The sequence below is a fragment of the Streptomyces sp. IBSNAI002 genome (genome assembly GCF_052244475.1).
Classification (GTDB): domain Bacteria; phylum Actinomycetota; class Actinomycetes; order Streptomycetales; family Streptomycetaceae; genus Streptomyces.
Window position 1 is genome coordinate 250,102 of record NZ_JBQPXG010000002.1, and the last position, 26,750, is coordinate 276,851.

The 26,750-nt window shown below is 73.1% G+C and carries 25 protein-coding genes and 1 pseudogene; 9 read left to right on the plus strand and 17 right to left on the minus strand.

The genetic code is table 11. The annotated features are described in order from the left end of the window. Positions 1 to 42: 42 nt before the first annotated feature. A complete protein-coding gene (locus ACTVZO_RS01440) occupies positions 43 to 492 on the plus strand; it encodes a DUF732 domain-containing protein (protein WP_443296539.1) in 450 nt (149 codons plus the stop codon). Here ACTVZO_RS01440 and ACTVZO_RS01445 read toward each other — a convergent pair. The 5 genes and pseudogenes from ACTVZO_RS01445 to ACTVZO_RS01465 form a co-directional block, all read right to left on the minus strand. Then, the gene (locus ACTVZO_RS01445; RefSeq protein ID WP_443296540.1) at positions 486 to 677 is read right to left on the minus strand and encodes a hypothetical protein; all 192 of its coding nucleotides are present in this window, start codon (positions 675 to 677) and stop codon (positions 486 to 488) included. The two genes, ACTVZO_RS01440 and ACTVZO_RS01445, sit on opposite strands and share 7 nt — an antisense overlap. Before the next feature lie 61 nt (positions 678 to 738). Continuing rightward, the gene (locus tag ACTVZO_RS01450) at positions 739 to 1,371 is read right to left on the minus strand and encodes a GNAT family N-acetyltransferase (RefSeq protein ID WP_443296541.1); all 633 of its coding nucleotides are present in this window, start codon (positions 1,369 to 1,371) and stop codon (positions 739 to 741) included. 79 nt (positions 1,372 to 1,450) lie between these two features. Further along, positions 1,451 to 2,563 carry a hypothetical protein gene (locus ACTVZO_RS01455; protein ID WP_443296542.1) on the minus strand — a complete coding sequence of 371 codons (1,113 nt, stop codon included), beginning with the start codon at positions 2,561 to 2,563 and terminating at the stop codon, positions 1,451 to 1,453. A 275-nt stretch (positions 2,564 to 2,838) separates the two neighbouring features. After that, a pseudogene (locus ACTVZO_RS01460) lies at positions 2,839 to 3,399 on the minus strand (hypothetical protein). Continuing rightward, positions 3,399 to 3,827: a DUF6193 family natural product biosynthesis protein gene (locus ACTVZO_RS01465; RefSeq protein ID WP_443296543.1), complete on the minus strand. Its 429-nt coding sequence runs from the start codon at positions 3,825 to 3,827 to the stop codon at positions 3,399 to 3,401. Before ACTVZO_RS01465 ends, ACTVZO_RS01460 begins: the two are co-directional and overlap by 1 nt. Positions 3,828 to 3,915: 88 nt before the next feature. On the opposite strand from ACTVZO_RS01465, the gene ACTVZO_RS01470 reads away from it, so the two are divergent. Beyond that, a complete protein-coding gene (locus ACTVZO_RS01470) occupies positions 3,916 to 5,403 on the plus strand; it encodes a hypothetical protein (protein ID WP_443296544.1) in 1,488 nt (495 codons plus the stop codon). 278 nt (positions 5,404 to 5,681) lie between these two features. Here ACTVZO_RS01470 and ACTVZO_RS01475 read toward each other — a convergent pair whose 3' ends face one another. The 5 genes from ACTVZO_RS01475 to ACTVZO_RS01495 form a co-directional block, all read right to left on the minus strand. Beyond that, positions 5,682 to 6,152 carry a DIP1984 family protein gene (locus tag ACTVZO_RS01475; protein ID WP_443296545.1) on the minus strand — a complete coding sequence of 157 codons (471 nt, stop codon included), beginning with the start codon at positions 6,150 to 6,152 and terminating at the stop codon, positions 5,682 to 5,684. Positions 6,153 to 6,317: 165 nt separating this feature from the next. Then, entirely contained in the window at positions 6,318 to 6,770 is a 453-nt protein-coding gene (locus tag ACTVZO_RS01480) for a DUF6069 family protein (RefSeq protein WP_443296546.1), read from the minus strand. A 136-nt stretch (positions 6,771 to 6,906) separates the two neighbouring features. Then, positions 6,907 to 7,308: a GNAT family N-acetyltransferase gene (locus ACTVZO_RS01485; RefSeq protein ID WP_443296547.1), complete on the minus strand. Its 402-nt coding sequence runs from the start codon at positions 7,306 to 7,308 to the stop codon at positions 6,907 to 6,909. A gap of 195 nt (positions 7,309 to 7,503) precedes the next feature. After that, positions 7,504 to 8,121 carry a hypothetical protein gene (locus tag ACTVZO_RS01490; protein WP_443296548.1) on the minus strand — a complete coding sequence of 206 codons (618 nt, stop codon included), beginning with the start codon at positions 8,119 to 8,121 and terminating at the stop codon, positions 7,504 to 7,506. Continuing rightward, positions 8,111 to 8,563, minus strand: coding sequence for a hypothetical protein (locus ACTVZO_RS01495; protein ID WP_443296549.1), 453 nt, complete (start codon positions 8,561 to 8,563; stop codon positions 8,111 to 8,113). Before ACTVZO_RS01495 ends, ACTVZO_RS01490 begins: the two co-directional genes overlap by 11 nt. Before the next feature lie 219 nt (positions 8,564 to 8,782). Here ACTVZO_RS01495 and ACTVZO_RS01500 point away from each other — a divergent pair, with 219 nt between their 5' ends. The 3 genes from ACTVZO_RS01500 (at position 8,783) to ACTVZO_RS01510 (ending at position 13,964) form a co-directional block, all read left to right on the plus strand. Next, positions 8,783 to 9,868, plus strand: coding sequence for a hypothetical protein (locus tag ACTVZO_RS01500; RefSeq protein WP_443296550.1), 1,086 nt, complete (start codon positions 8,783 to 8,785; stop codon positions 9,866 to 9,868). A 14-nt stretch (positions 9,869 to 9,882) separates the two neighbouring features. Beyond that, positions 9,883 to 10,314 carry a hypothetical protein gene (locus ACTVZO_RS01505; RefSeq protein WP_443296551.1) on the plus strand — a complete coding sequence of 144 codons (432 nt, stop codon included), beginning with the start codon at positions 9,883 to 9,885 and terminating at the stop codon, positions 10,312 to 10,314. Between the two features lie 137 nt (positions 10,315 to 10,451). After that, positions 10,452 to 13,964 carry an NB-ARC domain-containing protein gene (locus tag ACTVZO_RS01510; RefSeq protein WP_443296552.1) on the plus strand — a complete coding sequence of 1,171 codons (3,513 nt, stop codon included), beginning with the start codon at positions 10,452 to 10,454 and terminating at the stop codon, positions 13,962 to 13,964. Between the two features lie 29 nt (positions 13,965 to 13,993). Here ACTVZO_RS01510 and ACTVZO_RS01515 read toward each other — a convergent pair whose 3' ends face one another. The 7 genes from ACTVZO_RS01515 to ACTVZO_RS01545 all read right to left on the minus strand — a co-directional run bounded on the left by ACTVZO_RS01515 (position 13,994) and on the right by ACTVZO_RS01545 (position 22,149). After that, on the minus strand, positions 13,994 to 15,439 hold the full coding sequence (locus ACTVZO_RS01515; RefSeq protein ID WP_443296553.1) for an aminobutyraldehyde dehydrogenase: 1,446 nt from the start codon (positions 15,437 to 15,439) through the stop codon (positions 13,994 to 13,996). Further along, positions 15,432 to 16,754: a flavin monoamine oxidase family protein gene (locus tag ACTVZO_RS01520; RefSeq protein ID WP_443296555.1), complete on the minus strand. Its 1,323-nt coding sequence runs from the start codon at positions 16,752 to 16,754 to the stop codon at positions 15,432 to 15,434. Before ACTVZO_RS01520 ends, ACTVZO_RS01515 begins: the two co-directional genes overlap by 8 nt. 25 nt (positions 16,755 to 16,779) lie before the next feature. After that, entirely contained in the window at positions 16,780 to 17,874 is a 1,095-nt protein-coding gene (locus tag ACTVZO_RS01525) for an ABC transporter ATP-binding protein (protein WP_443296556.1), read from the minus strand. A 5-nt stretch (positions 17,875 to 17,879) separates the two neighbouring features. Continuing rightward, complete coding sequence (locus ACTVZO_RS01530) at positions 17,880 to 18,731, minus strand: ABC transporter permease (RefSeq protein ID WP_443296557.1); 852 nt, start codon at positions 18,729 to 18,731, stop codon at positions 17,880 to 17,882. After that, positions 18,728 to 19,609 carry an ABC transporter permease gene (locus ACTVZO_RS01535; RefSeq protein ID WP_443296558.1) on the minus strand — a complete coding sequence of 294 codons (882 nt, stop codon included), beginning with the start codon at positions 19,607 to 19,609 and terminating at the stop codon, positions 18,728 to 18,730. Before ACTVZO_RS01535 ends, ACTVZO_RS01530 begins: the two co-directional genes overlap by 4 nt. 1 nt (position 19,610) lies before the next feature. Then, positions 19,611 to 20,741 carry a polyamine ABC transporter substrate-binding protein gene (locus ACTVZO_RS01540; RefSeq protein WP_443296560.1) on the minus strand — a complete coding sequence of 377 codons (1,131 nt, stop codon included), beginning with the start codon at positions 20,739 to 20,741 and terminating at the stop codon, positions 19,611 to 19,613. A gap of 100 nt (positions 20,742 to 20,841) precedes the next feature. After that, positions 20,842 to 22,149, minus strand: coding sequence for an aromatic ring-hydroxylating oxygenase subunit alpha (locus ACTVZO_RS01545; RefSeq protein WP_443296561.1), 1,308 nt, complete (start codon positions 22,147 to 22,149; stop codon positions 20,842 to 20,844). A gap of 415 nt (positions 22,150 to 22,564) precedes the next feature. Between ACTVZO_RS01545 and ACTVZO_RS01550 the strand changes: the two genes are divergently transcribed. The 4 genes from ACTVZO_RS01550 to ACTVZO_RS01565 are packed head-to-tail and all read left to right on the plus strand — an operon-like array spanning position 22,565 to position 26,697. After that, a complete protein-coding gene (locus ACTVZO_RS01550) occupies positions 22,565 to 23,014 on the plus strand; it encodes a hypothetical protein (RefSeq protein ID WP_443296562.1) in 450 nt (149 codons plus the stop codon). Continuing rightward, the gene (locus tag ACTVZO_RS01555; protein ID WP_443296563.1) at positions 23,011 to 24,381 is read left to right on the plus strand and encodes an NADH-ubiquinone oxidoreductase-F iron-sulfur binding region domain-containing protein; all 1,371 of its coding nucleotides are present in this window, start codon (positions 23,011 to 23,013) and stop codon (positions 24,379 to 24,381) included. Before ACTVZO_RS01550 ends, ACTVZO_RS01555 begins: the two co-directional genes overlap by 4 nt. Then, positions 24,378 to 24,569 carry a ferredoxin gene (locus ACTVZO_RS01560; RefSeq protein WP_443296564.1) on the plus strand — a complete coding sequence of 64 codons (192 nt, stop codon included), beginning with the start codon at positions 24,378 to 24,380 and terminating at the stop codon, positions 24,567 to 24,569. The genes ACTVZO_RS01555 and ACTVZO_RS01560 overlap by 4 nt, the downstream gene beginning before the upstream one ends. Position 24,570: 1 nt before the next feature. Beyond that, on the plus strand, positions 24,571 to 26,697 hold the full coding sequence (locus ACTVZO_RS01565) for an acetate--CoA ligase family protein (RefSeq protein ID WP_443296565.1): 2,127 nt from the start codon (positions 24,571 to 24,573) through the stop codon (positions 26,695 to 26,697). Positions 26,698 to 26,750 lie beyond the last annotated feature (53 nt).

Consider the following 26,750-nt stretch of genomic DNA (forward strand, 5'->3'; position numbering starts at 1 on the left):
ACGCCGCCCCGTCCCCAAACGCCGGGCCCCCACCATGTCCTGATGCGTACACACCACACCCTCACCATCGCCGCAGCCGCCGCCCTCCTGGCCCTCACCGGATGCGCCGACGCCGACGCCGACCACGCGGGCAAGAGCGACGAAGGCAAACAGAAGCCCACCGCCTCGGCGCCCGCCGCCACGCCCACGGCCGACCCTGAGGCCGCGCCCTCCGGCGCCGGCATCCCGCCGAGCCCCGCCCCCGCGCAGCGCACGATCTACCTCGCCACGCTCAACAAGATCGACCCCGAGATCGTGAACGGCAACGACGAAAAGGCCATCAGCCGCGGCCTGAACCAGTGCCAGTCCATGAAGGACGAGAAGGACCCGACGAAGCGCGTCGAGTCCACGAACCGGCGCTTCATCGGGCCCAACCACCCGGAGGGCTTCGGCCCCACCAAGGCCGCGTTCATCCTCGCCGCCGTGCAGACCAACCTCTGCCCGACCTACTGACGGAGCGGTCCGGCCCCGAGGCCGCGCCGCGGGGGCGGGGTCCCGGTCTCCTTACGCGGGGCGGGCTGCGGGGACGCCTCCTCGGCGGCCGGCTCGGGGGCTGTCCGGCCACGGGCGGCGCGGACGGGCTGGTCCTCGTCACGGGGGGTCGGTCCGTGCCCGAGCGGGCGGCGTGTGGTGCTCATCGCCCAATCCTCTCAGCCGGGTTGGGCCCGCGCGGCGCCGTTCCCGGACCCGGGTTGCGGTTCAGCCGGCGACTGGCTCGTGGATGAAGCCGTTCAGCGGCGCGAGGACCTTCCAGTCGAGCGTTTCGTAGAGCGCGCGGCCTTGGACGGTGGCGCCCAGGACGCCGGTGCCCGCACCGTGCTCGACGGCCGCGTTGGTCAGCGCGCCCATCACCACCGTTCCGAGGCCGAGGCGCTGGTGAGCGGGCTCGGTGATGATCTGGTCGAAGACGCACGCGGTACCCGCCAGCCCCACCTGACCGCGCGCGGCGAGCTCCCCGCCGGCGGCCAGGATGCGCACACTGACGACGCCGTCGGCGGTCTCGGCTGTAGCCGTGTAGCCGTCAGGCGCGTGCACGACGGCCGGACGCAGGTCCACGGCCATCAGAAAGCCGGGATCGACCGGCTCCCACTCGGGTGAGAACCACGGCTCCATGACGTCCGGTTCCAGAAAGGCCTTGATGCAGGTGGCCGGTTCGGTGATCGAGCGGACGAGCCCGCGGGCGGTCTCGGCATCGGCGTCGAGGAGGACGTGACGGACCGCCTCGGTCGGCCGCCCGACCTGAATCCTCAGCCCCCACGGCACATCCACCGGCTTGGGCGCCCGCCGGGAGACGGTCCATCCGTCGACCCACGAACGCGCGAGCTCCCACATCCGGACACCCCTCCAAGTAATGACTGCAATCTCAGTTGGGATATTACACAAGCAGCTGCGCGGCGCCCTTCGGGTGCCCTCAGCGCGCCATCCCGAAGTCCTGCGATGCCGGGGCGGGACGGGCCCGGGACAGCTTCACGGCCCTGCCGCGAGCCGCTTCGAAGGCCACGACCGGGTTCCCCTCCTTGCGCCAGGGTTCGGCCCCGCACCATGCGCCGATCTGGCGGAACTGCTCCAGGGCGGGCCCGTACATCATCGACCGGAGCATGTAGTGCGCCAGCAGGTGGCGCAGGACCGGCAGGCGTTCGTCGTCGGGGGCGACCTGGTCGAACGCGGCGGCGACCTGCTTCAGCAGTCTCCTCGCCATGGGCGTGACGGGCAGCGCGGCAGTGGCGGAGCGTGCGGTCAGCTCGTTCAGGGCGTGCAGGTAGATCCCGGCGAGCGGGCTGCCGGCCGGGGCCTTGCGGACCGCCTGGCGGGCGAACCGCATCATCTTGCCGTTGCTGCCGAACCACTTGGCGCACCAGTACTGGAGGGCCTGCCAGTGCCCCTCGTAGTGGTGGGGCGCGCGGGCGACGAGCCCTTCCCAGAGCGGCTTGAACTGCGAGTGGCCGTACTGGGCGCCGCGCGCCGCCGTGACCATGACGACCCAGGGGCCGGGGTTCGCGGGGTCGAGCAGCGCGGCCTTCCGGGCTTCTTCGATCGCGGCCGGGAGCATGGCGCGGAAGCGGTTCATGTCCGAGGTCGGGACCTCGTGGGCGTATGCGCCGCCCCGGATCTCCCAGGCCCGGCGGACCATGATGCTCGCGTGGAGGGTTGCCGCGTCGCAGTTGCCCGGCTCGGCGGCGCGCCAGGCGTCGAGCCAGGCGTCGTCCTGCCGGGCGACTTCCTTCAGGAGCTCGAGCCGGGACCAGCGCTCGTCCCAGTCCTCACCCGCCGCCCGGACGTACCGTTCGGCGGACTTCCAGTCCCCTTGCCACGCGGCGTCGGCGACGGCCTGGACCTCGTGCGCCCGGTGCGCCGGCGGGGGCGGACCGGGGCGCCGGTCGTCGAGCACCTCACGGGGCGGAAGGCCGTAGGCGGTTGCCACGAAGTGCGTTTTGACCCAGCGGTCGACACGGCTGGGGGTGATGAAGACGAGGTAGAGCACGATGAGAAACACGCCGAGTGCGACGGCGAGGAAGATGGTCACGGCGGGGAATCATTCCCGAATCGATCACTCTCCGCAATACCTCAGGCCAACGATAAGCCGAGGTCAGAGGGACGCGACGGCTACCCTCTCGGCCGGCTTGGGGAGGTTGTGGCCCTCGCCGGTCACCCCCGGTGAAGCCCGCCATCGCCGAGGCCGGGTCCCACCTCACGTGCCAACGGGCCGTGCCGAACGGCCGCGGGCACGAGATCATCCCGTGGCGCGACCGACCCCGTGGCGTAACAGGCCACCAGGACAGGGAGCTTGGTCTGCGGAAGTCAGCCGCCGCCCAGGCCCCAGCTGTCGAGTCCGCCGTAGACATGGGCCTCTCGGCACTGAGGGGCCTGCATGCCGACGGCTTCGCCTCGGTAGACGGCGACGAGCGAGTCCTTGCCCCGCCACCAGGTGTCGGCCAGTCCCTGGACTTCAGGTACCGGCTCGAATCCGTCGAGGTCCAGTGCTTCGACGGCGTCGCCCTTGATCTTCGTGACGGTCCTGGCCCAGCGGCGCGCGTGGTGGGCCAGCGCCAGGGCTTCCACCCAGCCCTCCGCACTGGCGTGCAGCGGTGTCCAGCGGTAGGCGTCGATCCCGAACTCACCACCCGGCCCGATCATCGGCTTGGAGGGCACGTGGGCCGCCCTCGTACGCGGGGGCTGGGGGCAGCGCGAGACCGCCCCAGTGTTCCTGGAAGGCCACGGCCCGGTCGATCTCGGCGCGGGTATCCCGTGCTCGAGCCATGCATCCCGATGGGGCCCGATGTCCCGGCGGGGAACGCGCAGCCCGTGCACCTCGACGAAGGTTCGCGCCCGCGGGGTCAGTGGCGGTGTTGCGCGCGCCATCACGGCTGCCGCCGCTCGGGAATGCTGCGGTCTCGTTCCTTCCCGTACTCGGCCAGTGCTTCCGCATTGCCGATGAAGGCCGGGCCGCAGCCCGGCGGGAGGCGGTCGATGACCAGCGCCACCGCGGCCTCCGCGCTGGCCGTCTCGGCGATCCTCGGACTGCTCCGATGAGGTCCCTCGACGTAGTACCGGCCGTCTCTCATTGTGCCGATGTACGGGATGTCCCAGGTGTAGCGGATCTCCGTGCATCTGCTGAAGTGCAGCTCCCACATCCCGGTCCACGGGGCGAGTCGCCGTAGCAGCGGTTCGGCGTGCGCTGCCCGCACCAGCCTGGCAAACGGTTCCGTGAGGGGTGAAACCTCCGGCCGGGAAGGCTCGCCGTAGGTGGTCAGGATCGTGTGCCAGGCTGCTTCGACGGTGTTGGTCATGGTCCGATTGTGCGGGCCCTGCCGTGTCTCGGCCTCGCCGGCATCAAGGATCGTTGGGCTGCTGTGAGGGCCTTGAGATGATCGCTTCATGGCCCACACAGATGATCAGCTGACACGCGCCCCCTCGGCTGTGCCGGAGGCGACGGACGCGGCATTCGCCGATGCCGTGCGGCTGCTCGAAGCCGATGCCGATCTGCGCACGGAGTGGATCGCGGGGATCGCCACGAACGACGCGGCGCCCGACGAGGTGCTGCGGCGCGTGTTCACGCTCGACCCGCTGCCCGACGCCCGGTCCTGGCTCGCCTACCGGAAGTTGTCGCCCCGAGTGGCCGGAGCCGCTGTCGCGCACCCGGACCCGTGGGTCCGTCAGGTCCTGGCCGAGAATCCGTACCTGCCGCCGGAGGCGCTCGCCGTGCTGGCCGAGGACACCGACCCCAAGGTGCAACGCGTCGCCGTGGTGATGGCGCGCGAGTACGGGGTCGAGCTGCCGGCGGAGCTGACCGTACGGCTCGCCACCGGCCCGCAGGCGCGGCTGCGGTTCTTCGCAGCCGGGCTGCCCGGCCTGCCGGACGAGACGCTGCTCTCGCTCGCCGAGGACCCCGACCCCCGTGTGCGGGCCGCGGCCATCAGCTCGTGGAGCTGGCCCAGGCTGCGCCCGGAGGTGCGGGCCACGGCCCAATCCGACCCTGATCCCCGGGTACGGAAGGCGGTCGACCGCGCCACCCACGTCGAGGCACCGCTCCCGACGACGGTCGAGGAGTTCCTCGCCGAGACGGACGAACACCGCCGCCGCGACGCCGCGTCCGGCGCACCCGTCGACGCGGCCCTGGCCGCGCTCCTCGCGACCCACGAGGACGGTTCGCTGCGTCACGGCGCGGCCCGCAACCCGCACGTGCCCACCGCGCTCGCCCTCCGGCTGGCCGCCGACCCGGAGCCGTTCGTCCGGCTCGCCGTGTCCCTGCGCGCGGACGTGACCGAGGAGCAGCGGGCGGCGATCGCGTACACGGTGCCGGAAGGCCGCCATCCGGTGCCGACCTGGGTGGAGGAACGCTTCGGCGACCCGGATGCGCTGCGGGAGATCGCGGCATCCCGTCACGTCCTGCTGCGTCGCGGCGTCACGTGTGCACCGGAGCTGCCCGCCGATGTGGTCGAACTGCTGGCGGCCGACGAGGACTACTTCGTGAGGCTGATGCTCTGCGAGAACGAGCACGCCCCTCACGAGCTCCTCGTGGAGATGTACGCCGACTGGAACGGGCTGAGCTGGGGCATGCTGGCGTACCGCCGCAACTTCGCGCGCCCGGGTCTGGCCCGGTTCGCGGACGACCCGAACCACCGGCTGCGCTATGCGGCCCTGCTCGACCCGGAGGTGGGGCCCGACCTCGTCGAGCGCCTCTCCCACGACGCGGAGGGCCTGGTCCGCAGCCGTGCCGCCTCCCACCCGGGCCTGCCTTATGGACGTCTGGTGGAGCTCCTCGGTGTGCCCGCGGAAGGGATGGCGCGAGCGGCGGCCCGCAATCCCGCCCTGCCCGGCGCGCTCATGCACCGGCTTCTCGACGTCGCAGGCGTCCCACGCTGAACGGGAACGGGAACACGGCGCCCGGTCCGGGAGCCTGAGCTCTCGGACCGGGCGCCGTCCTGCGGTGTGGATGCCCCGAACCCGCCCTCGTCGCGCCCGGATCTGCACGTGGTGATGAGATGTGCGCGATGCGCTGTGACTCGTCACGCTGCTGAGCTGCACTGTCGATTCGGGAGTCGAACCCGATGCGCTGCTCTCCGCGCGCCAGCCGGGCCGGTAACCGCCGGCCCTCGGTTGTGCACGCCTCCGGAGCGACTACCTGCTCCACGTCGCGGGTCTCAGTCCAGGAGGTCGGCCTCCCAGTTGGTGCGCTGGATGCGTACGTCGATCTCGCGGATCTCGCGAGCGGCGTCGTCGGCGCGGGCGCGGAGCTCGGCGACGGGCAGCGCGGGGAGCACCATCAGCTCGGAGCGCAGCTGGCGGCCGTAGCCGCGGTCCCCGCTGCCCGCGGCGGCGTCGGCGGCCGAGGTCAGGACGGAGTGGCGCAGGCGCAGGGTGTCCCGGCGGGCGAGCGCGTCGGTGAGGGTGCCGTCGGCGCCCATGTCGACGGCGGCGTTCGTCCGGTTGATGCGCCGGATCAGGGACTCCAGGGCGTCCAGGGTCTCGGTGGCCTCGGCGAGCAGTGCGGCCGGGTCCTCGGCGGGGGTTTCGCCCTCTTGGTGGCGGGCGTTGGCCACGATGCGGGCCCGCAGTTGCTCGACGCGGCGAGCCGCCTCCGCGCGCTCCGCCAGTGCTTCGCCGAGCTTCATCGTGATGGGTCCCGTCCCTGGTGCTGTCCGTCGGGCGCTCCTGCGGTATCGCTACTGGTACCGGTACCGCTGCGCCGGCGATCACCCTACGTCACGCCACGGCCGGCCCGGCCCGACCGACTCGCGCGCGGGGCAGGGTTCGTGGCCGGAGCGGTAGGGACGAGCTCAGCGGTCGCGGCGGTGGAGCTGCAGGGCGGCGACGACCGCCACGCCGAGGGTGAGGTGCATGAGGGCCAGGGCTGCCACGGTCCCGCCGTCGGCGCTGGACGACAACGGTCCGGCGACCGACAGCAGGGCCAGCCCGCCGCCCACGTACTGCGCGATCCGCAGGAAGACGGGCTTCCACTGGGCCAGCAGGAGGGCGGCGCCCATGCCGACGACCAGCGGGATGACGGAGGCGCTGATGACGCCCCCGACCGTGATCGGGTGCTCCTGGCCGCTGTCGACGACGATGAGCGAGGCACCGGCCAGCTTGGCGACGGCGAGAACGATCAGGTTGACCACGACCGCGCCGACCGCGCCCGTGACCAGCGCCTTCCACCAGGAGAAGCCGGAGCGGCGGACCGAGGGTGCGGCGGGCAGGGCAGAGCCGGAGTGGTGAACGGCGTTGCTCGACATGGGACTTCCTCCAACGTGTGAAGTGCTGCGCTGTCCAACGGCCGGCCAGCTGCATACGAGGAAGCCTCCATGCTGAACCCCACTTGAGGTCAAGCCCCGTCGCTACAGCCCCGCTCGCGGCGCGGTCGAGGATGCTTCACCTCCCCGGGCGGCTCATGGATGTGACGTGCAGCGGCCCCAGTGGGGTCTCGCGCAGCGTGGTGAAGCCGAAGCGGCGGTAGAGGGGGACGTTCGCCGGGTCCGCGGTGGTCAGGTACAGGCCGTGGGCGGCGGGTGTGACCACCAGAACGTGGTCCAGGAGGAGGCGGCCCGCGCCGCGTCCGGTCAGGTCGGGACGGACGCCGACGAACTCCAGGGTCCAGGCTCCCGGCGGTGCGCCCGCTTCGGTGGCGTCCAGGTAGCGCAGGGTCCTGCCGAGGGTGCGCGGCCCGCAGCGCAGCCCGGTCCGGGCGGCCCAGAGGACGTGCGGGCCCGCGGCCGGGGTCGCGCTCGGCGGGGTGAGGACGGCCGCCGCGAGGAGCCGGCCGTCCGCGCCCACGAGTGCGGTACGGCGGCCCCGTGGAGGCCGGCGTGGGTGCGCAGGGTGGCCCGGAACCAGTGGGTGCGTACGCGGGCCGAGCCGCCGCAGATCCAGGAGACGGCGGGCTCCCGCGCGAAGGCGGCGGCCAGCAGGTCGACGCAGCCGTCGGCGTCGGGATCGGTGTCGATCCGCCAGGAACGGCCGGCCCCGGCTTCAGGCATCTCGCCTCCGCTCCAGCGGCGCCTCGGGCACCAGGTGGCTGACGAGCAGTTTGAGGAAGAACAGGGGCGCGAACCAGGCGAGGGCGGCCGGCACCGGCAGCCAGAACAAGTTGACGAGAACGGCCGTCATCAGCAGGGCCATCGCCACCGGCCGCTTGAGGTGCACGGGCACGAACTCCACGACCACGGCGCCGCCGAGCAGCAGAACGGCGTTGGCCAGCGTCCACATGAGGTCACCGGACAGGACGCCCAGCCCCATCGCGGCGAGGTGGATGAGGTGCGCGGAGACGAACAGCAGCCGGGCGCGCCTGGCCCCGGGGTCGGCCCGGTGGTACCAACGCTTAGCTGCGTTGGTGGCGTTGGTCGGCACCCCGCCGATGAGGTCGAGTCCGATGAGGGCGACCACGACCAGTTGCGCGGTCGACCAGTCGCGCGTGGCCCCCGAGGTCCACAGGCCGGCCGCCAGGAGCACGGCGCAGCCGAGGATGCCGAGGGTCTCCACCACGGACTCGGAACGGGATTTGCCCGGGCCCATGAACCGCTCCATGCGTCCCGCGAGGCCGGGCTGAGCGGCCGGTATCTCCCAGGAGATCCACAGGTCACCGCGCATCGGTCGGGTCCTCTCCGGCAGCCGTGGCGGTCTTGGCGACCGCCCCGCCCCACAGTCCGAGCAGCAGACGCCACAGCTGCGCCGGGCTCTCGTCTGCCGGGAAGTCGCCGGCTTCGGGGAGGGGTCCGGCCGTCATACGGGCCAAGGCCCAGGCGTCGGCGGCCCGGATGACCGCTGCGGTTGCCGACACGAGCAGCCCGTGGTCCACGTCGGTCCGGATCGTCCCGAGCCGCTGCCCGTCCGTGACCAGGGCTTCGAACCAAGCGAGCCATGGGCCCGCGTGGGTGCGTCCGATGGCGGCGTCGGCGAGGGCCAGGTCTTCGGGTTGGTCGCGCAGGTGGGCGGCGAGGGCGGCGGAGCCGGCGGCGAACCGGGACCCGAAGTCGGCCTCGTCACGGGCCGGGACCCAGGGGCCGAGGGCGCCGAGCAGTCGTGCCAGCACCCGGTCGAGGACTGCGGTCAGCAGGTCTTCGCGGCCGTCGAAGTAGTGGTAGGCGGCGGATTCCTCGGGAAAGTTTCTTCGCCCCGGAGTCGGGGGAGGGCTCGGGCGTCGTGCAGGGGCGGGCGAGTGCGTCCGGCACGGCGCCGCGACAATCCGAGAAGTCCGGGAAATCCGAAAGAAGACAGGGGGAGCTTCTTGATACCCGTGGTGGTTTCCGCGATGTTATCCGTGCTGGTGGCGCCTTCCGCGCCCTCCGGCGCGGCCGTCTCGATGTACGAACTGCCGCTCCTGGCAGGCCATTCCAGTAGTTCGGCCCACGCGATGAACGACGCCGGGGACGTCGTGGGGCTCTCGCTGGACGAGAACGAAGAGGGTTACCTCGTGCGGTGGGGCGCCGACGGCTCCCTCACCCGTCTGCAGGCCGTCTCCGGAGGTGCGGGCGGACAGGCGGCCGAGATCGCCGAGGACGGCACCGTGGCCGGCTTCACCACCACCCCGGACGGCGTGCGGCATGCCGCCCGATGGTCCGCGTCAGGCGCCCTCACCCGGCTCGAGGAACCACCGGGCTACGTCGACGGCGAAGCCCAGGACGTCAACGACTCCCGCGTCGCCGTGGGCCGCCTGTCGACGGCCGACCGTACGCGCCCGGTGCGCTGGGGCCCGGACGGCCGGGCGACCCTGCTGCGACTGCCCGCGTACGCGGAGGGCGGCGTGGCCACCGGCATCAACAGGCGGGGAGAGATCGCCGGCCAGGTGTTCCTGCCCGGCGACAAGATCCGGGCCGTACGGTGGGACACCGCCGGCCGCGTCCACGATCTCGGCTCGCTCGGAGGCTCGTACGGCGAGTCGAGCGCGATCAACGACCGCGGCACGGTGATCGGCCGGGCGACCGACGGGGCCGGGCAGTGGAAGGCCGTTCGCGCCCCGTACGGGAAGAAGTTCAGGGCCCTGCCGTCGCAGGGGGTCGGCGCGCGGTCCGCGAGCCTCAACAACGCCGACGTCGTCGTCGGGAACGTCAAGGACCACGCCGTGAGGTGGGACGCGGACGACACCACCGAACTCGCGGTGCTGCCCGGCACCGGCCGGGTCTTCGTCAAAGGGATCAACGACGCGGGGACCAGCGTCGGCACCTCCGACGAGCGTGCCGTGACATGGGACCCACTGGGGCGGGTCACCGCCCTTCCCCTTCCCGCCGGCATCGACACCACCCAGCCGCTCGGGATCAACGCGACCGGGAGCGTCGCGGGCGACGTGGGCAGTTCGAGGAGCTGGCCGGTCCGCTGGCGCGCCGTCGTCTGGCGCTAGCCGACACGGCGCCGGTGCCGCGCGGCTGCGGCACCGGAGGCTCCGACGGACATCGCATCCGGGTCGGCGTCTCCGGCGGCTCCCCGGAGCGGGACGTCCTCGCCGAGGAGGCCATGAACAACGCGCACTACCAGAAGATCGGCAAGCTCTACGCGTCCCAGGTCGTGCAGGACGAGGTCCGCCGCAGCAGCAGCGGCACCGCCCACCACGTCGAGCTGCCCGCCCCCGTGGAACTGCGCAACGTCTCGAAGGAGTTCCCGGAGAGCGCGCGCCGTCGACGGAGTCAGCCCCGGCGTCGGGGCGGGAACCGTCTTCGGCGTCGTCGGGCACAGCGGGGCAGGCAAGTCCACCCTGTGCGCCTGGTCAACGGCCTGGAGGAGCCGACCTCGGGCAGCGTGCCGCTGGACGGCCACGACCTCTCGCCCCTCGGCGGGTGCTCGTGCTGATCGCCCTGGTGCAGGCGGCGCAGCTCCTCGGCAACGTGGTGTCCCGCAAGGTGCTCCCCCGCTGACGCCGCGCCGCGGTGCGGTGGACCGCGGTGAAGGGCTGGCGTGCCGCGGGGCGGGCGGCGAGGATCGGTCCCATGGGTGGGGGAAGAAGCTGGGGCGTCCGTGCGGGAGTGGCCTGTTGTGTGGCCGCGGTGGTCTGGCTCGGCGCCATGGCGGTGCGAGACGGTTGGGGTGGGGCGGACCCCGTCGCCAGTGTGCTGGGCGCCGCGGCGGGGATCGCCGCGCTCGTCGCGGCGCTGCGCACGTCCCGCGCCGGTCAGTCCCCGGAGGCGGGCCTCCCGCTGTCCGCCGCGCCGGTGGTGCCCGAGTGGGTGGTGGAAAGGGCCGAGGTGAGGGAGGTGGTCGCCGCCGTGTGCGGGCGGCGGGGCGGCGGAGCGGTGGGCATCACCACGGGTCTCCACGGGGCGGGCGGTTTCGGGAAGACCGTGCTGGCCCATGTGGTCTGTGCGGATCCCAAGGTTCGCCGCCACTTCCGCGGTCACGTCTACATCGTCACGATCGGGCGCGAGGTGCGCGGCCGGTCGGCGATCGCGGCGAAGGTGGCGGAGGTGACCCGGTACCTCACCGGCGACGCACGGGACATCGGTCAGGACCCCGACCTGGCGGGCCGGCACTTGGCGGGGCTGCTCGCACAGCGGCCTCGTATGCTGCTCGTCCTGGACGACGTCTGGGAGGCCGAGCAGCTGGCGCCGTTCATGCACGGTGCTTCCCGTACGTGCGTCAGGCTGGTCACCACGCGGAATCCGGGGGTGCTGCCCTCGGGTTCGAGGCCCGTCACCGTTGACCGGATGTCGTCGCAGCAGGCGCTCGCCGTCCTGAACCACGGCCTGGACCTGCCCGAGTCGATCTCGCGCGCCCTGGTCGATGCCACGGGCCGGTGGGCGTTGCTCCTGCGGATGGCCAACCAGCGTCTGGCCGCTCAGGCCGCCACCGGCGCCGACCCCGCCGCCGCTGCCTACCAGCTCCTGACCCGGCTGCGTGCGCAGGGGCCGACCGGCGCGGACGATCCCGATGCCCCGCTGGATCTGAACGACCCCCAGCGGCGCAACGCCGCCGTGCGCGCGAGCATTCAGGCCGCCACCACCCTCCTGCCGCCGGACGGCGCCCGGCGCTTCGCCGAACTGGGCATCTTCGCCGAGGACGAGACCGTCCCCGTGCCGCTCGTGCTCCGGCTCTGGCAGAGCACGGGGCAGCTGGACGAGGCACGGGCGCGGGCCCTGTGCAAGCAGATGGCGGACCTGTCCCTGCTGACGCTCGACACCACCGTCGCCGAAGGCGTCGTACGGATCCACGACGTCGTGCGGGACTACCAGCGTGCCGAACTCGGCGGCGAACTGGCCGTGGTGAACCGCGTGTTCACCGACGCCTTGGGCGTGGACCTTCCGCGTCCGGCCGTCGGCCCTGGTACGACGGCGCTCCTGGGCAGGGCCTGGTGGCACTCCGAGAGCCGCTACGTACGGGACCATCTCGTCGAGCACCTCGTCGACGCCGACCGGACGGACGTCGCCGAGGCCCTGGCCGGTGATCTGCGCTGGATCAGGGCGCACCTGGAGGAGCTGGGGCCCAACGCCGCCATCCGCGACCTCGACCGGGTCCGGACACCTGCGACGCGCACCATGGCACGGGATCTGGCACGTGCGGCGCACCTGCTCACACCGACGGACCCTCCCGAGGCCCTCGAAGGCGTGCTCCGCAGCCGCCTCGGGTCGCTCCCCCACTGGGCCGCCCGCCGCGTGCCCCTCGCCGCGTCCCCTCCCACGCTGGTCGACAAGTGGGCCCCGCCCGACCTCCCCGACCCCTCGCTGATGCGCGACCACACCGACGCGCACCACGGTGCCACCGCGCTGGCCGTCAACGCGCACAGCTCATGGTTCGCCACCGCCGGCCAGGACGGCACCGTTCGTCTCCGGAACGTCGGCACGGGTACCGAGATCAGGACCCTGGGAGGGGAACAGAACGGCCCCTTGAGCGCGCTGACGATCGGTCCGGCGGACGCGTGGCTGGCCACCGCGGGTGCGGACGGACGCGTGCGGGTGTGGGACACCGCGTCCGGAGCTCATGTGCACACCCTCCGGGGCCACACCAGTTGGGTGACCGCGCTGATCGCCGACCCGAACGCCGTATGGCTGGCCACCGTCAACCGCGACGGCTCCACCCACCTGTGGAGCACCGTCACCTGGAGACGGCTCCGCACGCTGGCCCTCCCGAACGGCACGCCGGCGATCTGGTCCCCGAACGCCGTGCGGGCCGCGGGTGCGAGCCCCGACGGCGCCCTGCTCACCACCATCGACTCCGTGGGCACGGCCAGGACCTGGAACACCTCCGACGGCACCCTGCTGACCACCGTGACCTGCGGTACGGGCTCGGTGCGTGCCGCAGCCGTCAGCCCGGACCGCGGGTGGGTCGCCATCGCCGGCGGCAACGGCACGGTGACCCTCCACGCCCCTGACACGGGCGCCGAGATCCGTGCGCTGACCCCGCGTCCCCGCGCGGTGGACACCGTCTCCGTGAGCCCCGACGGCGCGTGGCTGGCCACCGGCGGCACCGACGGCACGGTGCAGTTGTGGGAATCCGCGGGCGGTGGCGAGCTCGGCCTCCTCAGCGGCACCGGCCACGTGCGGAGCATCGCCATCAGTCCCGACCGCACGTGGCTGGCCGCTCTCAAGCCGGACGGCGCGGTACGCGTCTGTGACACCTACGTAGGCGCCGGGCCGTCCGGCGGACCGCGGCCGGCGGTCGCCGTACGCACCCTGGCGATCAGCCCCGACGGGTCCTGGCTCGCGACGACCGGCGACGACGGGCTGGCCCGCACCTGGAACCCCGTGACCGGGGCGGAGACGGGCACCCTGACCGGTCACCGCGGCCACCTCGACGCAGTGGCCATCAGCCCGGACGGAACGGCGGTCGCGACGAGCGCCCGAGACGGATCCGTCCGCCTCTTCAACCGCCTCACCGGGCAGGAGCACGTCTCGAGCCAGTGGAGCAGCGCGCGGGCACTGGCCGTCAGACCGGACAACACCACGGTCATCGCGGTCAACCAGGACGGCACCGTCGGCCGCCGAAGCCTTTCGTTGGCCCATGAGGTCCCCCACCTCAGTGCGGCCTCCTCCGTGGCCGTCAACTCCGACGGCACCTGGTTCGCCGTCGGGAGCTTGAGCAGCGTCCTGATGGTCTCCGGGGACGGAAGGTCGTGGGAGGACTTCCACGACCTTCCCACCGACGAATGGTCGGAGACCACGAGCGTGGCGATCAGCCCCGATGACACGTGGCTGGCGGCCGCTCAGGACCGTGACGGGGAGATCCGGATCTGGGACACCCTCAGCCGCCGGCTGCTCCGTACGCTGCGCGGCCACACCGGCCGGGTCAACGCGGTGGCCATCAGCCCGGACGGCGCACTGATCGCGTCGGCCGGCGCCGACATGACCGTACGGATCTGGGACCCCGGGCAGGAGGGCGCGCTGACCCTCATGCGCACCGGCAGCGGGCTCCATGCGCTCGCGTTCGGGCCGGACGGCCGCTCCCTGTACGTCGGTGGCGACCACGGCCTGTTCGGGTACTCCCTCGACCCGATCACCACGCCGCCCTGACGGCCCGCGGGCGCGGGCGCCGGCGCGGGTCACAGCATGACGTGTTTGACCTGGGTGTAGTCCAGGAGGCCCGCCATGGAGAGGTCGCTGCCGTAGCCCGAGTGCCGGACGCCGCCGTGGGGCATCTCGGAGACGGTGGTGCCGTGGGTGTTGACCCATACGATGCCGGTGTGCAGGGCGCGGGTCGCCCGCATGGCACGGTCGTGGTTCGCCGTCCAGATGCTCGCGGCCAGGCCGTGGCGGACGCCGTTGGCCAGGTTCAGCGACTGCGCCTCGTCCGTGAAGGGCTGCACGGTCACCACGGGCCCGAAGACCTCCTCCTGCACGATCTCGTCGTCCTGGCGCACGTGCGCGACGACGGTGGGCTCGTGGAAGTAGCCCGGCCGCGGGAGGCGGGCGCCGCCGGTCACGATCTCGGCGTGCTGCGGGAGCCGCTGCAGCAGGCCGCGGACCGAGGCGAGTTGGGCGGCGCTGTTCAGGGGGCCGAGGTCCGTGTCCGGCTCGTCCGGGCCGCCCGTGCGCAGGGTGGCCGCCGCGGCCGCGAAGGCCGTGAGGAACGCGTCGTGGATCCGGTGGTGGACCAGGAAGCGGGTGGGCGCGGTGCAGTCCTGGCCCGCGTTGTAGAAGGCGACCGCGGCGAGGGCGGCTGCCGTCTCCTCGACGTCGGTGTCCTCGTGGACGATGACCGGGGCGTTGCCGCCGAGTTCCAGGTGGACGCGTTTGAGGTCGGCGGCCGCGGCGGCCGCGATCTCCCGGCCGGCGCGCACGCTGCCGGTGAGCGCGACGAGGGCGACGGCCGGGTGGGCGGTGAGCGCGCGGCCGGTGTCGCGGTCGCCGCAGACCACGTTGAGCACGCCAGGCGGCAGGTGCTCGGCGGCGATGCGCGCGAGGAGGGCGGTCGAGGACGGGGTGGTGTCCGCGGGTTTGAGCACGGTCGTGTTGCCTGCCGCGATCGCCGGGGCGATCTTCCACGCGGCCATCATCAGGGGGTAGTTCCACGGTGTGATCTGGGCGCAGACGCCGACCGGTTCGCGGCGCAGCAGGGAGGTGCGGCCCTCGGTGTACTCGGCGGCCGCGAGGCCGGGCAGGTTGCGTGCGGCTCCCGCGAAGAAGCGGATGGTGTCGGTGATCGCGGGCAGTTCCTCGTCCCGGAACTGGTGGGGAGGCTTGCCGGTGTCGCCCGTCTCGGCTGCCACCAGGGCGTCCGCGTGCCGCTCGATGGCGTCGGCGATGCCGAGCAGGGCGCGCTGGCGTACGGCCGGTGTGGTGGCGGACCAGTGTGCGTACGCCGTGGCGGCCGCGGTGCAGGCGGCTTCGACGTCGGCCGGGCCGGAGCGGGGGGCGTGGCGGTGGGCCCGGCCCGTGGCGGGGTCGACGAGTTGCGTCGTCTCGCCCGAGGCCGCGGGCCGGTCCTCGCCGGCGATGTGGTTGTGCACGGTGTACGGGTAAGCGGACGTGTACGGGGTGTCAGCCACGGCGCAGCGCCTCCTTGGCGGCGTCGCGTCCGGTGCGTACGGCGCCCTCCATGTAGCCGGCCACCCACTGGTCGGATCCGCAGACGTAGAAGGGTGGTTCGTGGGTGCCGTGGCGGGGGCCTACGGCGGTGACGTCGCCGGGGGTCCACTGGGTGACGTACCCCTGGGTCCAGGGGTCGGTGCCCCAGAGGCGGATGTGGGTGGCGAGGGGCCGGTGCGCTTCGTCGCCGTACAGGCGGGCGATGTCGTCGAGCAGCTCGTGGGTGCGCAGCGGGGCGGGCGTGCCGAGCAGGACGCCGAGCCGCTCGGGGGGTACGAGGGCGGAGAGGATGCCGTCGCTCTGGGGCCAGGTGCTGCCGAGGACGCCTTCGCACTCGGAGAGTCCGCTGCGGCCGCGGTCGCGCCAGAACGGGCGGTCGTAGGCGGCGACGAACTTCGCGGCGAGTGCCTGGCGTTGGCGGTGCAGGGAGGCGAGGCGCTCCTCGGAGACGCCGGTGACGGTGACGCTGCGGAGCGGGCCGACGGGCAGGGCGCTGACGACGGCCCCCGCGGTGAGGGTCTCGCCTCCGGCCAGCCGGACGGAGCATGCGCCGGCGCGGCGTACGGTGACGGCCGCGACGGGTGAGCCGGTGCGGATGCGTCCGCCGAGGGCGGCGGCCATGCGCAGGGCGACCGTGGCGGAGCCCTCGGCCACCCGGAGTCCTTCCCAGGCCTCGTAGTCGTAGTGGTCGGGGCCGGGTGCGGGGACGGCGGCGTGCTTGCGCAGGGCGGCGAGCAGGGAGGTGCGCTCGTAGGAGCCGTCGGCGAGGGCGAGCTGGCCGATCTCCCAGAGGCGGACGACGGGCGGGGTGGCGCCCTGGGCGCGCAGCCAGTCGCCGACGGAGGTCCGGTCCAGGGCCGTGGCGTCGGGGTGGGCCCAGGGGTCGGCCGGGTCGACGGTGCCGGCGAGTGCGCGGAAGGCGGCGGTGACCTTCTGGTGGCAGCCGTCGTCGCCGGGGCCGAACCAGTGGGGCGGGTCGCCGGCGGAGATCCCTTCGGCGGTGGCGCGGGTGAGTGCGCCGGGCTCGGCGACGTAGCTGGGGGTGAGGGTGAGGCCGAGCTCCGCGACCAGGGCCGTGTAGGCGGTGTGGGCGCGGCCGACGACCTCGCCGCCGAGCTGGACCAGCCGGCCGTCGGGGAGTTCGGTCTGTTCGACGCGTCCGCCGACGCGGTCCCGGGCCTCGACGACGAGGACGTCGGCTCCGCCGGCGGCGAGGTCGCGTGCGGCGCAGAGGCCGGCCAGGCCCGCGCCGAGCACGATGACATCGTGGTTCATGGGGGTTCCTTCGGTCGGGGCCGTTTCAGTCCAGGACCAGGCAGTGTTCGGGCTTCCAGCCGATCTCGACGCTCTCGCCGCCGCTCCAGCGGTCCTCCCTGCGGGAGCGGACGGTGTTCTGCTCCAGGACGGACACCGTGACTCCGGGGGCGAGTTCGATGAGGTAGGTGGTGGTCGGCCCGCAGTAGACGGTTTCCCGGACGACTCCGGTGACGCGGGCCATGCCGGGTTCCAGGTCGGACAGCCAGATCTTCTCGGGCCGGATCGACAGGTTGACGCGGCTGCCGTCGGGGACGGCCGCGCGGGTGCCGACGGGCAGTTCGGGGCCGTCGTCGAGGACGACGCTGCCGGAGCGGTAGGTGCCGGGGACGAGGTTGGAGGTGCCCATGAAGGAGGCGGTGAAGCTGCTGGTGGGGCGCTCGTACACGTCCTCGGGGGTGCCGCACTGTTCGACGCGGCCCTCGTTCATGACGGCGAGGCGGTCCGACATGGTCAGGGCCTCGTCCTGGTCGTGGGTGACGAAGACGAAGGTGATGCCGACCTCGCGCTGGATCTGCTTGAGCTCGACCTGCATGTGGCGGCGCAGTTTGAGGTCGAGGGCGGCCAGCGGCTCGTCGAGGAGCAGCACCTGGGGGCGGTTGACGAGCGCGCGGGCGAGTGCGACGCGCTGTTTCTGGCCGCCGGAGAGGGTGGCGGGCTTGCGGCTCGCGAGGTGTGCGAGCTGGACGAGGTCGAGCATCTCGGTGACGCGCCGGCGGATCTCGGCTCGGTCGACGCCGCTGCGTTTGAGGCCGAAGGCCACGTTGTCCGCGAGGGAGAGGTGGTCGAAGAGGGCGTAGCTCTGGAAGACCGTGTTGACGTTGCGCTTGTTGGGCGGGAGGCCGGTGACGTCCTGGCCGTCGAGCAGGACGCTGCCCCGTGTGGGGTCGGCGAAGCCGCCGATCATCCGCAGCAGGGTGGTCTTTCCGCAGCCGGAGGGGCCGAGGAGGGAGAAGAACTCGCCCTGGGCTATGTCGAGTTCGACGTCGTGTACGGCGTAGGCGGCGCCCGCGCCGGAGTAGCGCTTGCTCACGTGGTCGAGCCGGACGGCTGGGGTCGGGTGCACGGCTGTGGGGTGCATGAGGGTCACTTCCCGGAAAGCAGGTCGAGGCCGCCGCGGCGCCCGAACAGGCGCGGGATGGCGAGTGCGAGGACGATCAGGGCGACGGATCCGGCCAGCATCAGCGTGCCGACGGCGTTGATGGTGGGCTGTACGCCGAAGCGGATCGCCGAGTAGATGCGTACGGACAGCGGCTGCGGGTCGACGCCGGTGGTGAAGTAGGCGAGGACGAAGTCGTCGAAGACGAGGGCGAAGATCAGCACTGCGGAGGCGAGGATGCTGGGGAGCAGTGCGGGCAGGGTGACCAGCCGCAGTGCCTGGCGGCGGGTGGCTCCTAGGTCCATGGCGGCCTCTTCGACCTCGGGGTTGAGGGCGGCGATGCGGGAGCGGAGGATCACCGTCACGTAGGAGATCGAGAAGGTGATCTCGGCGAGCATCACGGTGGTGGTGGACAGGGGGATGCCCAGGCCCTTGAAGAGCAGCATCGCGGCGACGCCGGTGACGATCTCCGGGGTGATCAGCGGGACGAGCATGACCAGGCCGGCGAAGGAGCCGAGGCGGCTGCGGCTGCGTACGAGGCCCAGGGCCAGGGCCACGCCGAGGACCAGCGAGCCTGCCATGGCGACGAGGGACACCTTCAGGCTCATGCCTACGGAGTCGAGGAGCACGCTGTCGTGGACGAGGGCCGAGTACCAGCGCAGGCTGGCGCCGTCGAAGACGGTGAGGGACTTCTGGGCGTTGAAGGAGAACAGGACGACGACGGCGACGGGGAGGTAGAGGAGGGCGAAGAACACGGCGGTGACGGCGAGGGCGAAGCGGGGGCGGCGTTCGGCACCGCGCGGCCGGCGGCGCTTCGGGGTGCGTATCGGGGTGCTCATCGGGCGGCCTCCGCCTCGTCCTTGCGGGCGCGTCGCAGGTAGCCGAGCATGCCGAGGAACAGGACCGCCATCAGCAGCATGGTGAGGGCCGAGCCCAGGGGCCAGTTCTGGCCCTGGAAGAACTTGTCCTGGATCAGGTTGCCGATCATGATCTGGTCGGGGCCTCCCATGAGCTGGGCGCTGACGAAGTCGCCCATGGCGGGCAGGAAGACGAGGACGCAGCCGGCGGCCGCTCCCTGGCGGGTGGCGGGGACGGTGACGAAGAGGAACGTGCGCAGCGGGCCTCCGTAGAGGTCGCGGCCCGCCTCGATGAGTGAGGTGTCCATGCGTTCCATCGCCGCGTACAGCGGGATGACCATGAAGACGACGAAGCCGTAGACGAGTCCGGCGATGACACCTGTGCCGGTTTGCAGGATCTTGGTGCCGTCGTCGGCGAGGCCGGTCGCCCGCAGGGCCTTCAGGAGGGGGCCGTCGTCGGAGAGCACGACCGACCAGCCGTACATCCGCACCAGGTAGTTGGCGAAGAAGGGCACGACGATGGCGGCGATCAGGAGGTTCTTGAAGCGGCCGCCGTACAGGGCGATGGCGTAGGCCACCGGGTAGGCGACGGCGAGGCTGACGAGGCAGGTGATCAGCGCGTAGCCGACGGAGCGCAGCAGGACGGTGCGGTAGGCCGGGTCGGCCAGCGCGGTGAGGTTGTCGAAGTTGAGGCCGAAGCGCGGGTTGCCGAGCGGATCGGTGGTACCGAGGGCGAGGGTGGCCACCAGGAGGAGGGACGCGAGGAGGAAGACGGTCATCCAGACGGTGCCGGGCAGCAGGAGCCAGGTCCACAGACGGGGCGGTCGTGCCGCGGCTTCGGGTCGGTCGGTTCGTGCCATGTCAGCCGGCCTTCACGTCGGTCCACGCGGCGTCGCGGGCCTGCTCTCCGCGGGCGTCGCGGTTGCGGAAGAACAGGTCCGCCTTGAGGTCGTCGGCGGTGACCACGCACTGCGGGAACGGCTCGACGAGCGCCGCGTACGTGTCCTCGGTGCCGCGGACGGGCATCGGGTAGCCGATGTACTCGATGTTCTTCCGCACGTTCTCCGGGCGGAGCATGTAATCGATGAAGAGCATCGCGGTGCCGGGGTGCCGGGCGTCGGCGGGGATGGCGTAGCAGTCGGAGTTGACGGGGGCTCCCTCGCGGGCGACCTCGAAACCGAAGACGGCCGGGTCCTCGGCCTGGGCGAGCATGGCGGCCATGTCACCGCTCCACGCCTGCGTCATGTCGGCGTTTCCGTTGAGCAGGTTGTTGTAGCTGTCGCTGGAGAAGCCCCGCAGGTGGGGGCGGAGCGTCCGGAGGGTGTCGGTGATGCGTGCGAGGTCGCCCTTGTCACCGGTGGTGAGGTCGAGGCCGAGCTTGAGCGCGCCGATTCCGAGGACCTCGTCGCGGTCATCGAGGACGAAGACCTTGCCCTGGGCCTCGGCGTTCCACAGGTCGCCCCAGGAGCCGGTGAGATCGCCGAGCCGGTCGCGGCGCCAGCCGATGCCCGTCTTGTACATGGTGAACGGGACGGTGTGCGCGGACCGGCGGTCGTACCAGGGGTCGGCGAAGTAGCCGTAGCCGCCGAACACGGCTTCGCTGCCCCGCAGTCGGGAGTGGTCGATGGCACGCAGCCGGCCTCCGGCGACGAGCCGCTCGGCCCACTTGGCGGTGGGGAAGATGATGTCGTAGCGGTTGCCGGCGTTGAGTTTGGCGGCCATGCCTTCCATGGAGTCGTAGTTCGACTGGATGACCTTGACGCCGTACTCCTTCTGGAAGCCTTCGAAGACGGTGGGGTCGACGAAGTCCGCCCAGTTGAAGTAGACGAGGTCGCCGTCGACCTCGACGTCGATGGGAGCCTGTGCGGCTTCCTTGCCGGCCGCGTCATCGTCCGCGGCGAAGCCGCAGCCGGAGGCGGCGAGGGCGAACGCGGCGGCGGTGCCGGCTCGCAGGAACGAGCGTCTGGTGGGTGAGAGTGCCTCGGCGGACATGGGGTCCTTCCGTAGGGACGGGGATACGGCGATGACCGGGCGGGGGTGCGGCGGTGCGGCGGTGGGGCGGAGGGGAGGTGGGGCGTGGCGGCCTGCGGGCCTACGGCGCGGCGCCGTCGGGGTCCGCGGCGCCGTCGAGGTCCGCGCGGATGCGCCCGGCGAACCAGGCGACCGCGGCTTCGCGGCGCGACAGTGGTCCGGGCTCGAACCCGGGGGTCGTGAGCCCGTTCTGGACTCGGGCGACCAGCTCGGCGTCCTCGTCGTTGGTGATCCAGCCGATGTGGATGTTCAGGCGGCGGGCGAGGCGGGTGCGCAGTCCGGTGCCGCGGCGGGTGTAGAAGGCGCCGGGCACGGCCACGCGGTCGACGCCGGTCGGGATCGCCGTCCAGGCCAGTACGTGGTCGGGGTAGAAGTCGATGAGGGTGTTCGGGTAGATGACGGCGTAGCGCCAGACCCGGCGGTCGGCCTCGGCGAGGCCGGGCATGGGGGCGGCGATCCGCTGGTAGAGGCGTTCGGCCCAGTTGGAGGACGGCTTGTCGCGCAGCGGTGACGCGAAAAGCGTGTAGTTCTCCTCGATCTCGCAGGTGTAGCCCTGGTAGTCGAGCAGCCGCATCAGGCCGGGGTGGGCGACCGGGACGTGGTAGCCCTCCAGGTAGTTGTCGACCGCCACTTTCCAGTTGGCCTGCTGCACTTCGGCTCCGGCCAGGTCGTGGATGCGGGCGCGGCCGACCGGGACCAGGTCGGCGCCGGCGTAGTGGCCGACCGCCTCCGCGAGGCCTGCGCAGCTGGTGGCCAGCGGTACGGCGCCGGGGTCGAGGTTGACGAAGACGAAGCCGAGGAACGACTCGACGGCGGCCGGGAACAGGCCGAGCCTCGGCTTGTCCAGGCAGGGGATCTGCCGTGCCTCCGGGGCGCCGACGAGGCTTCCGTCGAGGCGGTACGTCCAGCCGTGGTACGGGCAGCGGATGGCCTTGCCGTCCGGCTCCGGGGTGGTGACCAGGCGGGTGCCGCGGTGACGGCAGACGTTGAGGTGGGCGGCGAGGGAGCCGTCCTCCTTGCGGACGACGATGACCTCCCGGTCGGCGACCTTGGCCGCGAGCCGGGCGCCGGGGGCGGCAAGGTCCGACTCGTGGCAGACGAGCTGCCAGGACTTGGCGAAGACCTGCCGGGTCTCGGCGGCGGCGGTCTCGGGGTCGGTGTAGTAGCGCGCCGGGAGGCCCGGCCCGGGGATGTCGGTGGCGGTGGCAGCGATGGTGGCGGGAGTGGGCGGGGACTGCTGCCCGGGTCCGGGTCCGGGGGTACGGCCCGGCGGGCCGGTCCGGCCGGCGTGCTCGGGGTGCGCACTGGGGACCCTGGGGGATGAGGGGGCGGTGGGGTCCGCGGGTGTTCCGGGAGCTCTGGACTGCATCGGTGACTCCTCCGTGCCGGTGTGCGGCGGTCGGTGTCGGCGTTCCATGGCGAGGCGACCCTGCTGCGGACAGGCGGTCGGGGCGGGAAGCCGGGACCTGGCTGACCGATTGGACAGCCACATTGCTGGCTCATTTCCGCCGGGTCAAGACTTGTTCACTGACCGATCGGTCAGCTAGCGTGATTCTTGCCTGACCGATCGGTCAGCAAACGTGCTTCCCTGTCGCCGTACGGGCTGCGCTCCGCATTCCTCCTGCTCACCGGGGATGTACGCAGCCGGACGGCCCGCCCGTCTCCATCCGGGCCCCGCACCCCCGATCTCCCGATCCGCCCGATCCCCGCCCGGCACCGCAGTGCGCCCCGGCGCACCGCACCGCACCGGGCCGACGGCGGCATCCCACCCCCCGGAGGCACGCATGAGCGGTCGTCGGCGTCTGGACTGGCTCGGGCTGACGCCCGAACCGGAGCGAGAACTCCCCCTGGCGGTCGCCGCCCTGCGCGCCTCGTCACGCGGCACTCCCGGCACTCCCGGCACTCCCGGCAGGCCACCGGGAGACCTGGCCGCCGCCGAGCGGCGCCGCGTCGAGCGCCTGATCCTGCGCGGCAGCCGACACAGCTGGCTGCGCTACCTCGCCGAGGTCACCGATCTGGTGACCGGCGTGGCCGCCGGATCCCGGGCGGGCGACCCCTCCGCCGCCCTGCTCGCCGGCGAGGTCGTCCTCGACCACCACCGCATGCTCATCGGCCTCCCGGGACCGGGATACGGCCGCACCGCACAGGACCGCACCGCACTGGAGAGCGCCGTACGCACCCTGCGTACCCGCACCCGCACCCCGACCCACACCCTGGAAGGAGCCGGCAGATGACCACGATCCGCCTCCCGACGACGTCGTCGACACCTTCGGGCTCCGTGCTCGGGCCGGCCCCGCACCGCACGGAGAGCGCCGGCGCCTACCGGGCCACCGGCGGCTACGGCGCGGCCGCCACCGGCCCGGAGGAACTGCTCGCCCACCTCACCGACTCCGGACTGCGCGGCCGTGGCGGGGCCGGATTCCCCGCCGCCGTCAAGCTGCGCTCCGTGCGCGACGGCGGCGGAGCCCCCGTCGTCGTGGCGAACGGCGAGGAGGGTGAACCGGGCTCGGCCAAGGACCGGTGGCTGCTGCGGGCCCGGCCCCACCTGGTGCTCGACGGACTCGTCCGGTCCGCCGAAATCACCGGCGCGGTACGGGGCTTCGTGTACCTCTCGGACCCTGCCGCGGCCGCGAGCGTACGCAGGGCCCTCACCGAGCACCCGCCGCCGCTGCCCGTCGAGGTCGTCGAGACCGCGCACACCTACGTCGCCGGCGAGGAGACGGCCGCGGTCCGCAGGATCGACGGCGGACCGGCCCTGCCGACGGCCAAGCCGCCCCGCCCCTTCGAACGCGGGGTCGGCGGCGCGCCGACCCTGGTGTCCAACGTCGAGACGCTCGCCCGGATCGCGCTCACCGCCGCCCGGCCCGACCTGCGCCGCGACATCGCCCACGGCACGCTGGTGACCCTGTCCGGCCGCGCGGCCGGGCCCGTACTCACCGAAGCCGCGTACGGCACCTCCCTGCGCGACCTGGCCGAACGGCACGGCAGCCCCGACGCGACGGGAGCCCTGATGGGCGGGCTGTTCGGCGGGCTGGTCGACGCCCGCGCCCTGGACCTGCCCCTCGAACCGGCCGCACTCGCGGCGGCGGGTACCGCCCTGGGCTGCGGCGCGATCCGCTTCCTCGTCCCCGGCGACTGCCCGGTCACCACCGCGGCCGACGCGGCCGCCCACCTCTCGGCCGAGAGCGCACGGCAGTGCGGGGTCTGCGTCTCCGGCACCGGCGCCGTCGGCAACGCGCTGCACGCCCTCGCCGCCGGGACCGCCGCTCCGGACACTCCGGACCACCTGCAGCGCTGGGCGACGGGCCTGCGCGGACGGGGCGCCTGCGGGCTCCTCGACGCGGCCGCCGGCATCGCGGGCAGCCTGCTTCGGTCCTTCCCCGCACTCGTCCGCTCCCATCTCGCCGCCCCCTGCCCGGACTGCGCCGGCCACGCCCCCGCGGACGGCCGTCGCCGCCTCACCGTGGCCGTGCCGGAGGTCGCCGTCCCGCCCGGCCGGATCCCGGCTCCCCCGCGGCCAGCCGCCGGCCGCGCCACCGGAGCGCCCCGTGCCTCCTCCCCCACCGCAATCCCGCTGCCCACGCTGAAAGGAACGCCGTGAAGCTCCTGCTGGACTCCACCCGCTGCCAGGGGTACGGGCTGTGCCAGGAACCGGCACCCGACCTGGTCGCACTCGACGAATGGGGCTACGCGCAGATCCTCGCCGTCGTCGTCCCGCCCGGCGGCGAGGACGCCGCCCGCGCCTGCGCCGACAGCTGCCCCAACTCCGCCCTCCGCGTGGAGGGATGACATGACCGCCCGAGACCTGAGCGCCCTCTTCGACCCCCGCTCCGTCGCCGTCGTCGGCGCCAGCGACGACCCGGCCAAGTACGGCCACGCCGTGGCCTCCCAGGCACTGCGCGCCCCCGACCGGCGGCCCGTCCACCTGGTCAACCGGCGCGGCGGCACGGTCCTCGGCCGGACCGCCGCCACCTCCCTGACCGAGATCGGCGAACCCGTCGAACTCGTGGTGATCTCCGTGCCCGGCGCGGGCTTCGAGGCCGCCGTCGACGACGCGCTGGCCTGCGGGGCGAAGGCGATCGTCGCCATCACCGCGGGCTTCGCGGAGGCCGGGCCGGCGGGTCTGGCCCGGCAGCGGGCGATCGCCGCCCGCGTCCGCGCTGCCGGAGCGGTCCTCGTCGGCCCCAACTGCCTGGGCATCGCGGACAACACCACCGAGCTGTACCTCGCCTCGGACCGCTTCGCCCCCGGCGGCGTCGCCCTGCTCAGCCAGAGCGGGAACCTCGCCCTCGAACTCCAGCTCCGCGGTGAACCGCACGGCCTGGGGTTCTCCCGCTTCGTCTCCCTCGGCAACCAGGCCGACGTCACCCTCGTCGACCTCGTCACGGACTGCGCCCGCCACGAGGCCACCACCGCCATCGCCGTGTACGCCGAGGACTTCGGCGACGGCCGGGCCTTCGCGGCGGCCGCCGCGGCGGCGGGCAAACCGGTGGTGCTGCTCACCGCCGGTCGCGGCAGCGCTTCCGCGCGCAGCGCCCAGTCCCACACCGGGGCGCTCACCACCTCGGCCGACGTGGTCGCCGCCGCCTGCCGCGACGCCGGAGTCGAACTCGTGCGGACGCCGAGGGAGATGACCGTCGTACTGGCGGGACTGAGCTCGGGGTCCCGTACGGCCGGCCGGCGCACCACGGTCTTCACCGATGGCGGCGGCCACGGCGCGATCGCCGCGGACGCCGCCGAGGACGCCGGTCTCGTCGTACCGGAGCTCGGCGCGCCGACGCAGGACCGGCTGCGGACCGTGCTGTGGGAACAGTCCTCCGTCGGCAACCCGGTGGACCTGGCGGGGATGGGTGAACAGCGGCCGCTGTCCTACGCGGACACGGTCGGGGAACTCCTCGCCGCCGAAGAGGTCGACGCCGTCCTGATGACCGGCTACTTCGGCGGCTACGCTGCCTCCGAGGGCGGTCTGGGCGGCGGTCTGGGTGGTGGCCCCGGCGGCGGTTCGCCGCTCGCGGAGGGCGAGACCCGGGCCGCCAAGGAGATCGTCGGCCACCTCGCCACGGGTGCGAAACCCCTGGTGGTGCAGTCGATGTACCCGCATTCTCCGAGCTGCCGGGTGCTGGCCGAGGCCGGGGTGCCGGTGTTCTCCGCCACCGAGGACGCCGCCCGCGCCCTGGCGGCGATCACCGGCGGGCGGCCGGCCGGGGCCGACGCGGACGGTGTGCCCCCGCTCCCGCGGGCCGCCACGCCACTGCGGGACCCGGGATACCACGGGGTGCGGGCGCTGCTCGCTGCCGCCGGCGTCCCGTTCCCGGCCGCGCGGGAGGTCACGGACGAGACGGAACTCCAGAGCGCCGCAGCGGAGTTCGACGGGCCGTACGTACTCAAGGCGCTGCACGTCCTGCACAAGTCCGACGCCGGTGGGGTGGCACTGCGCCTGCCCGACCGGGACGCGCTGCTCACCGCGTACCGGGAGATGCACGCCCGGCTCGGTGCGCCCGCCTACTCCGTCGAGGCGATGGCCGACCTCGCGGACGGCGTCGAGCTGATCGTGGGAGTGAACCAGGACCCGCGGTTCGGGCCGGTCGCCCTGGTCGGCCTCGGCGGCGTCCTCACCGAGACGCTGCGCGACGTCGCCTTCGCGCTCGCTCCCGTACCGGCCCGGCGCGCCGAGGCGCTGCTGCGGGGCTTGCGCAGCGCCGCACTGCTGGACGGCGTACGCGGCCGGCCTGCCGTCGACGTGGCCGCGGCGGCCGCCGTCATCGAGCGGATCACCACGGTGGCCGCGGCGCACCCGGAGATCGCCGAACTGGAGGTCAACCCGCTGCTGGTCCGCCCCGACGGCGCCCTCGCACTGGACGCGCGGGCCGTCCTGGCCGCGCCGGACGCCACCGGCACAGGCCCCGTCACGAGCTGAACGACACGCCCCGCTCCCCCCACCCGTCCGCACCACCTGTGCCCCGGAGGACA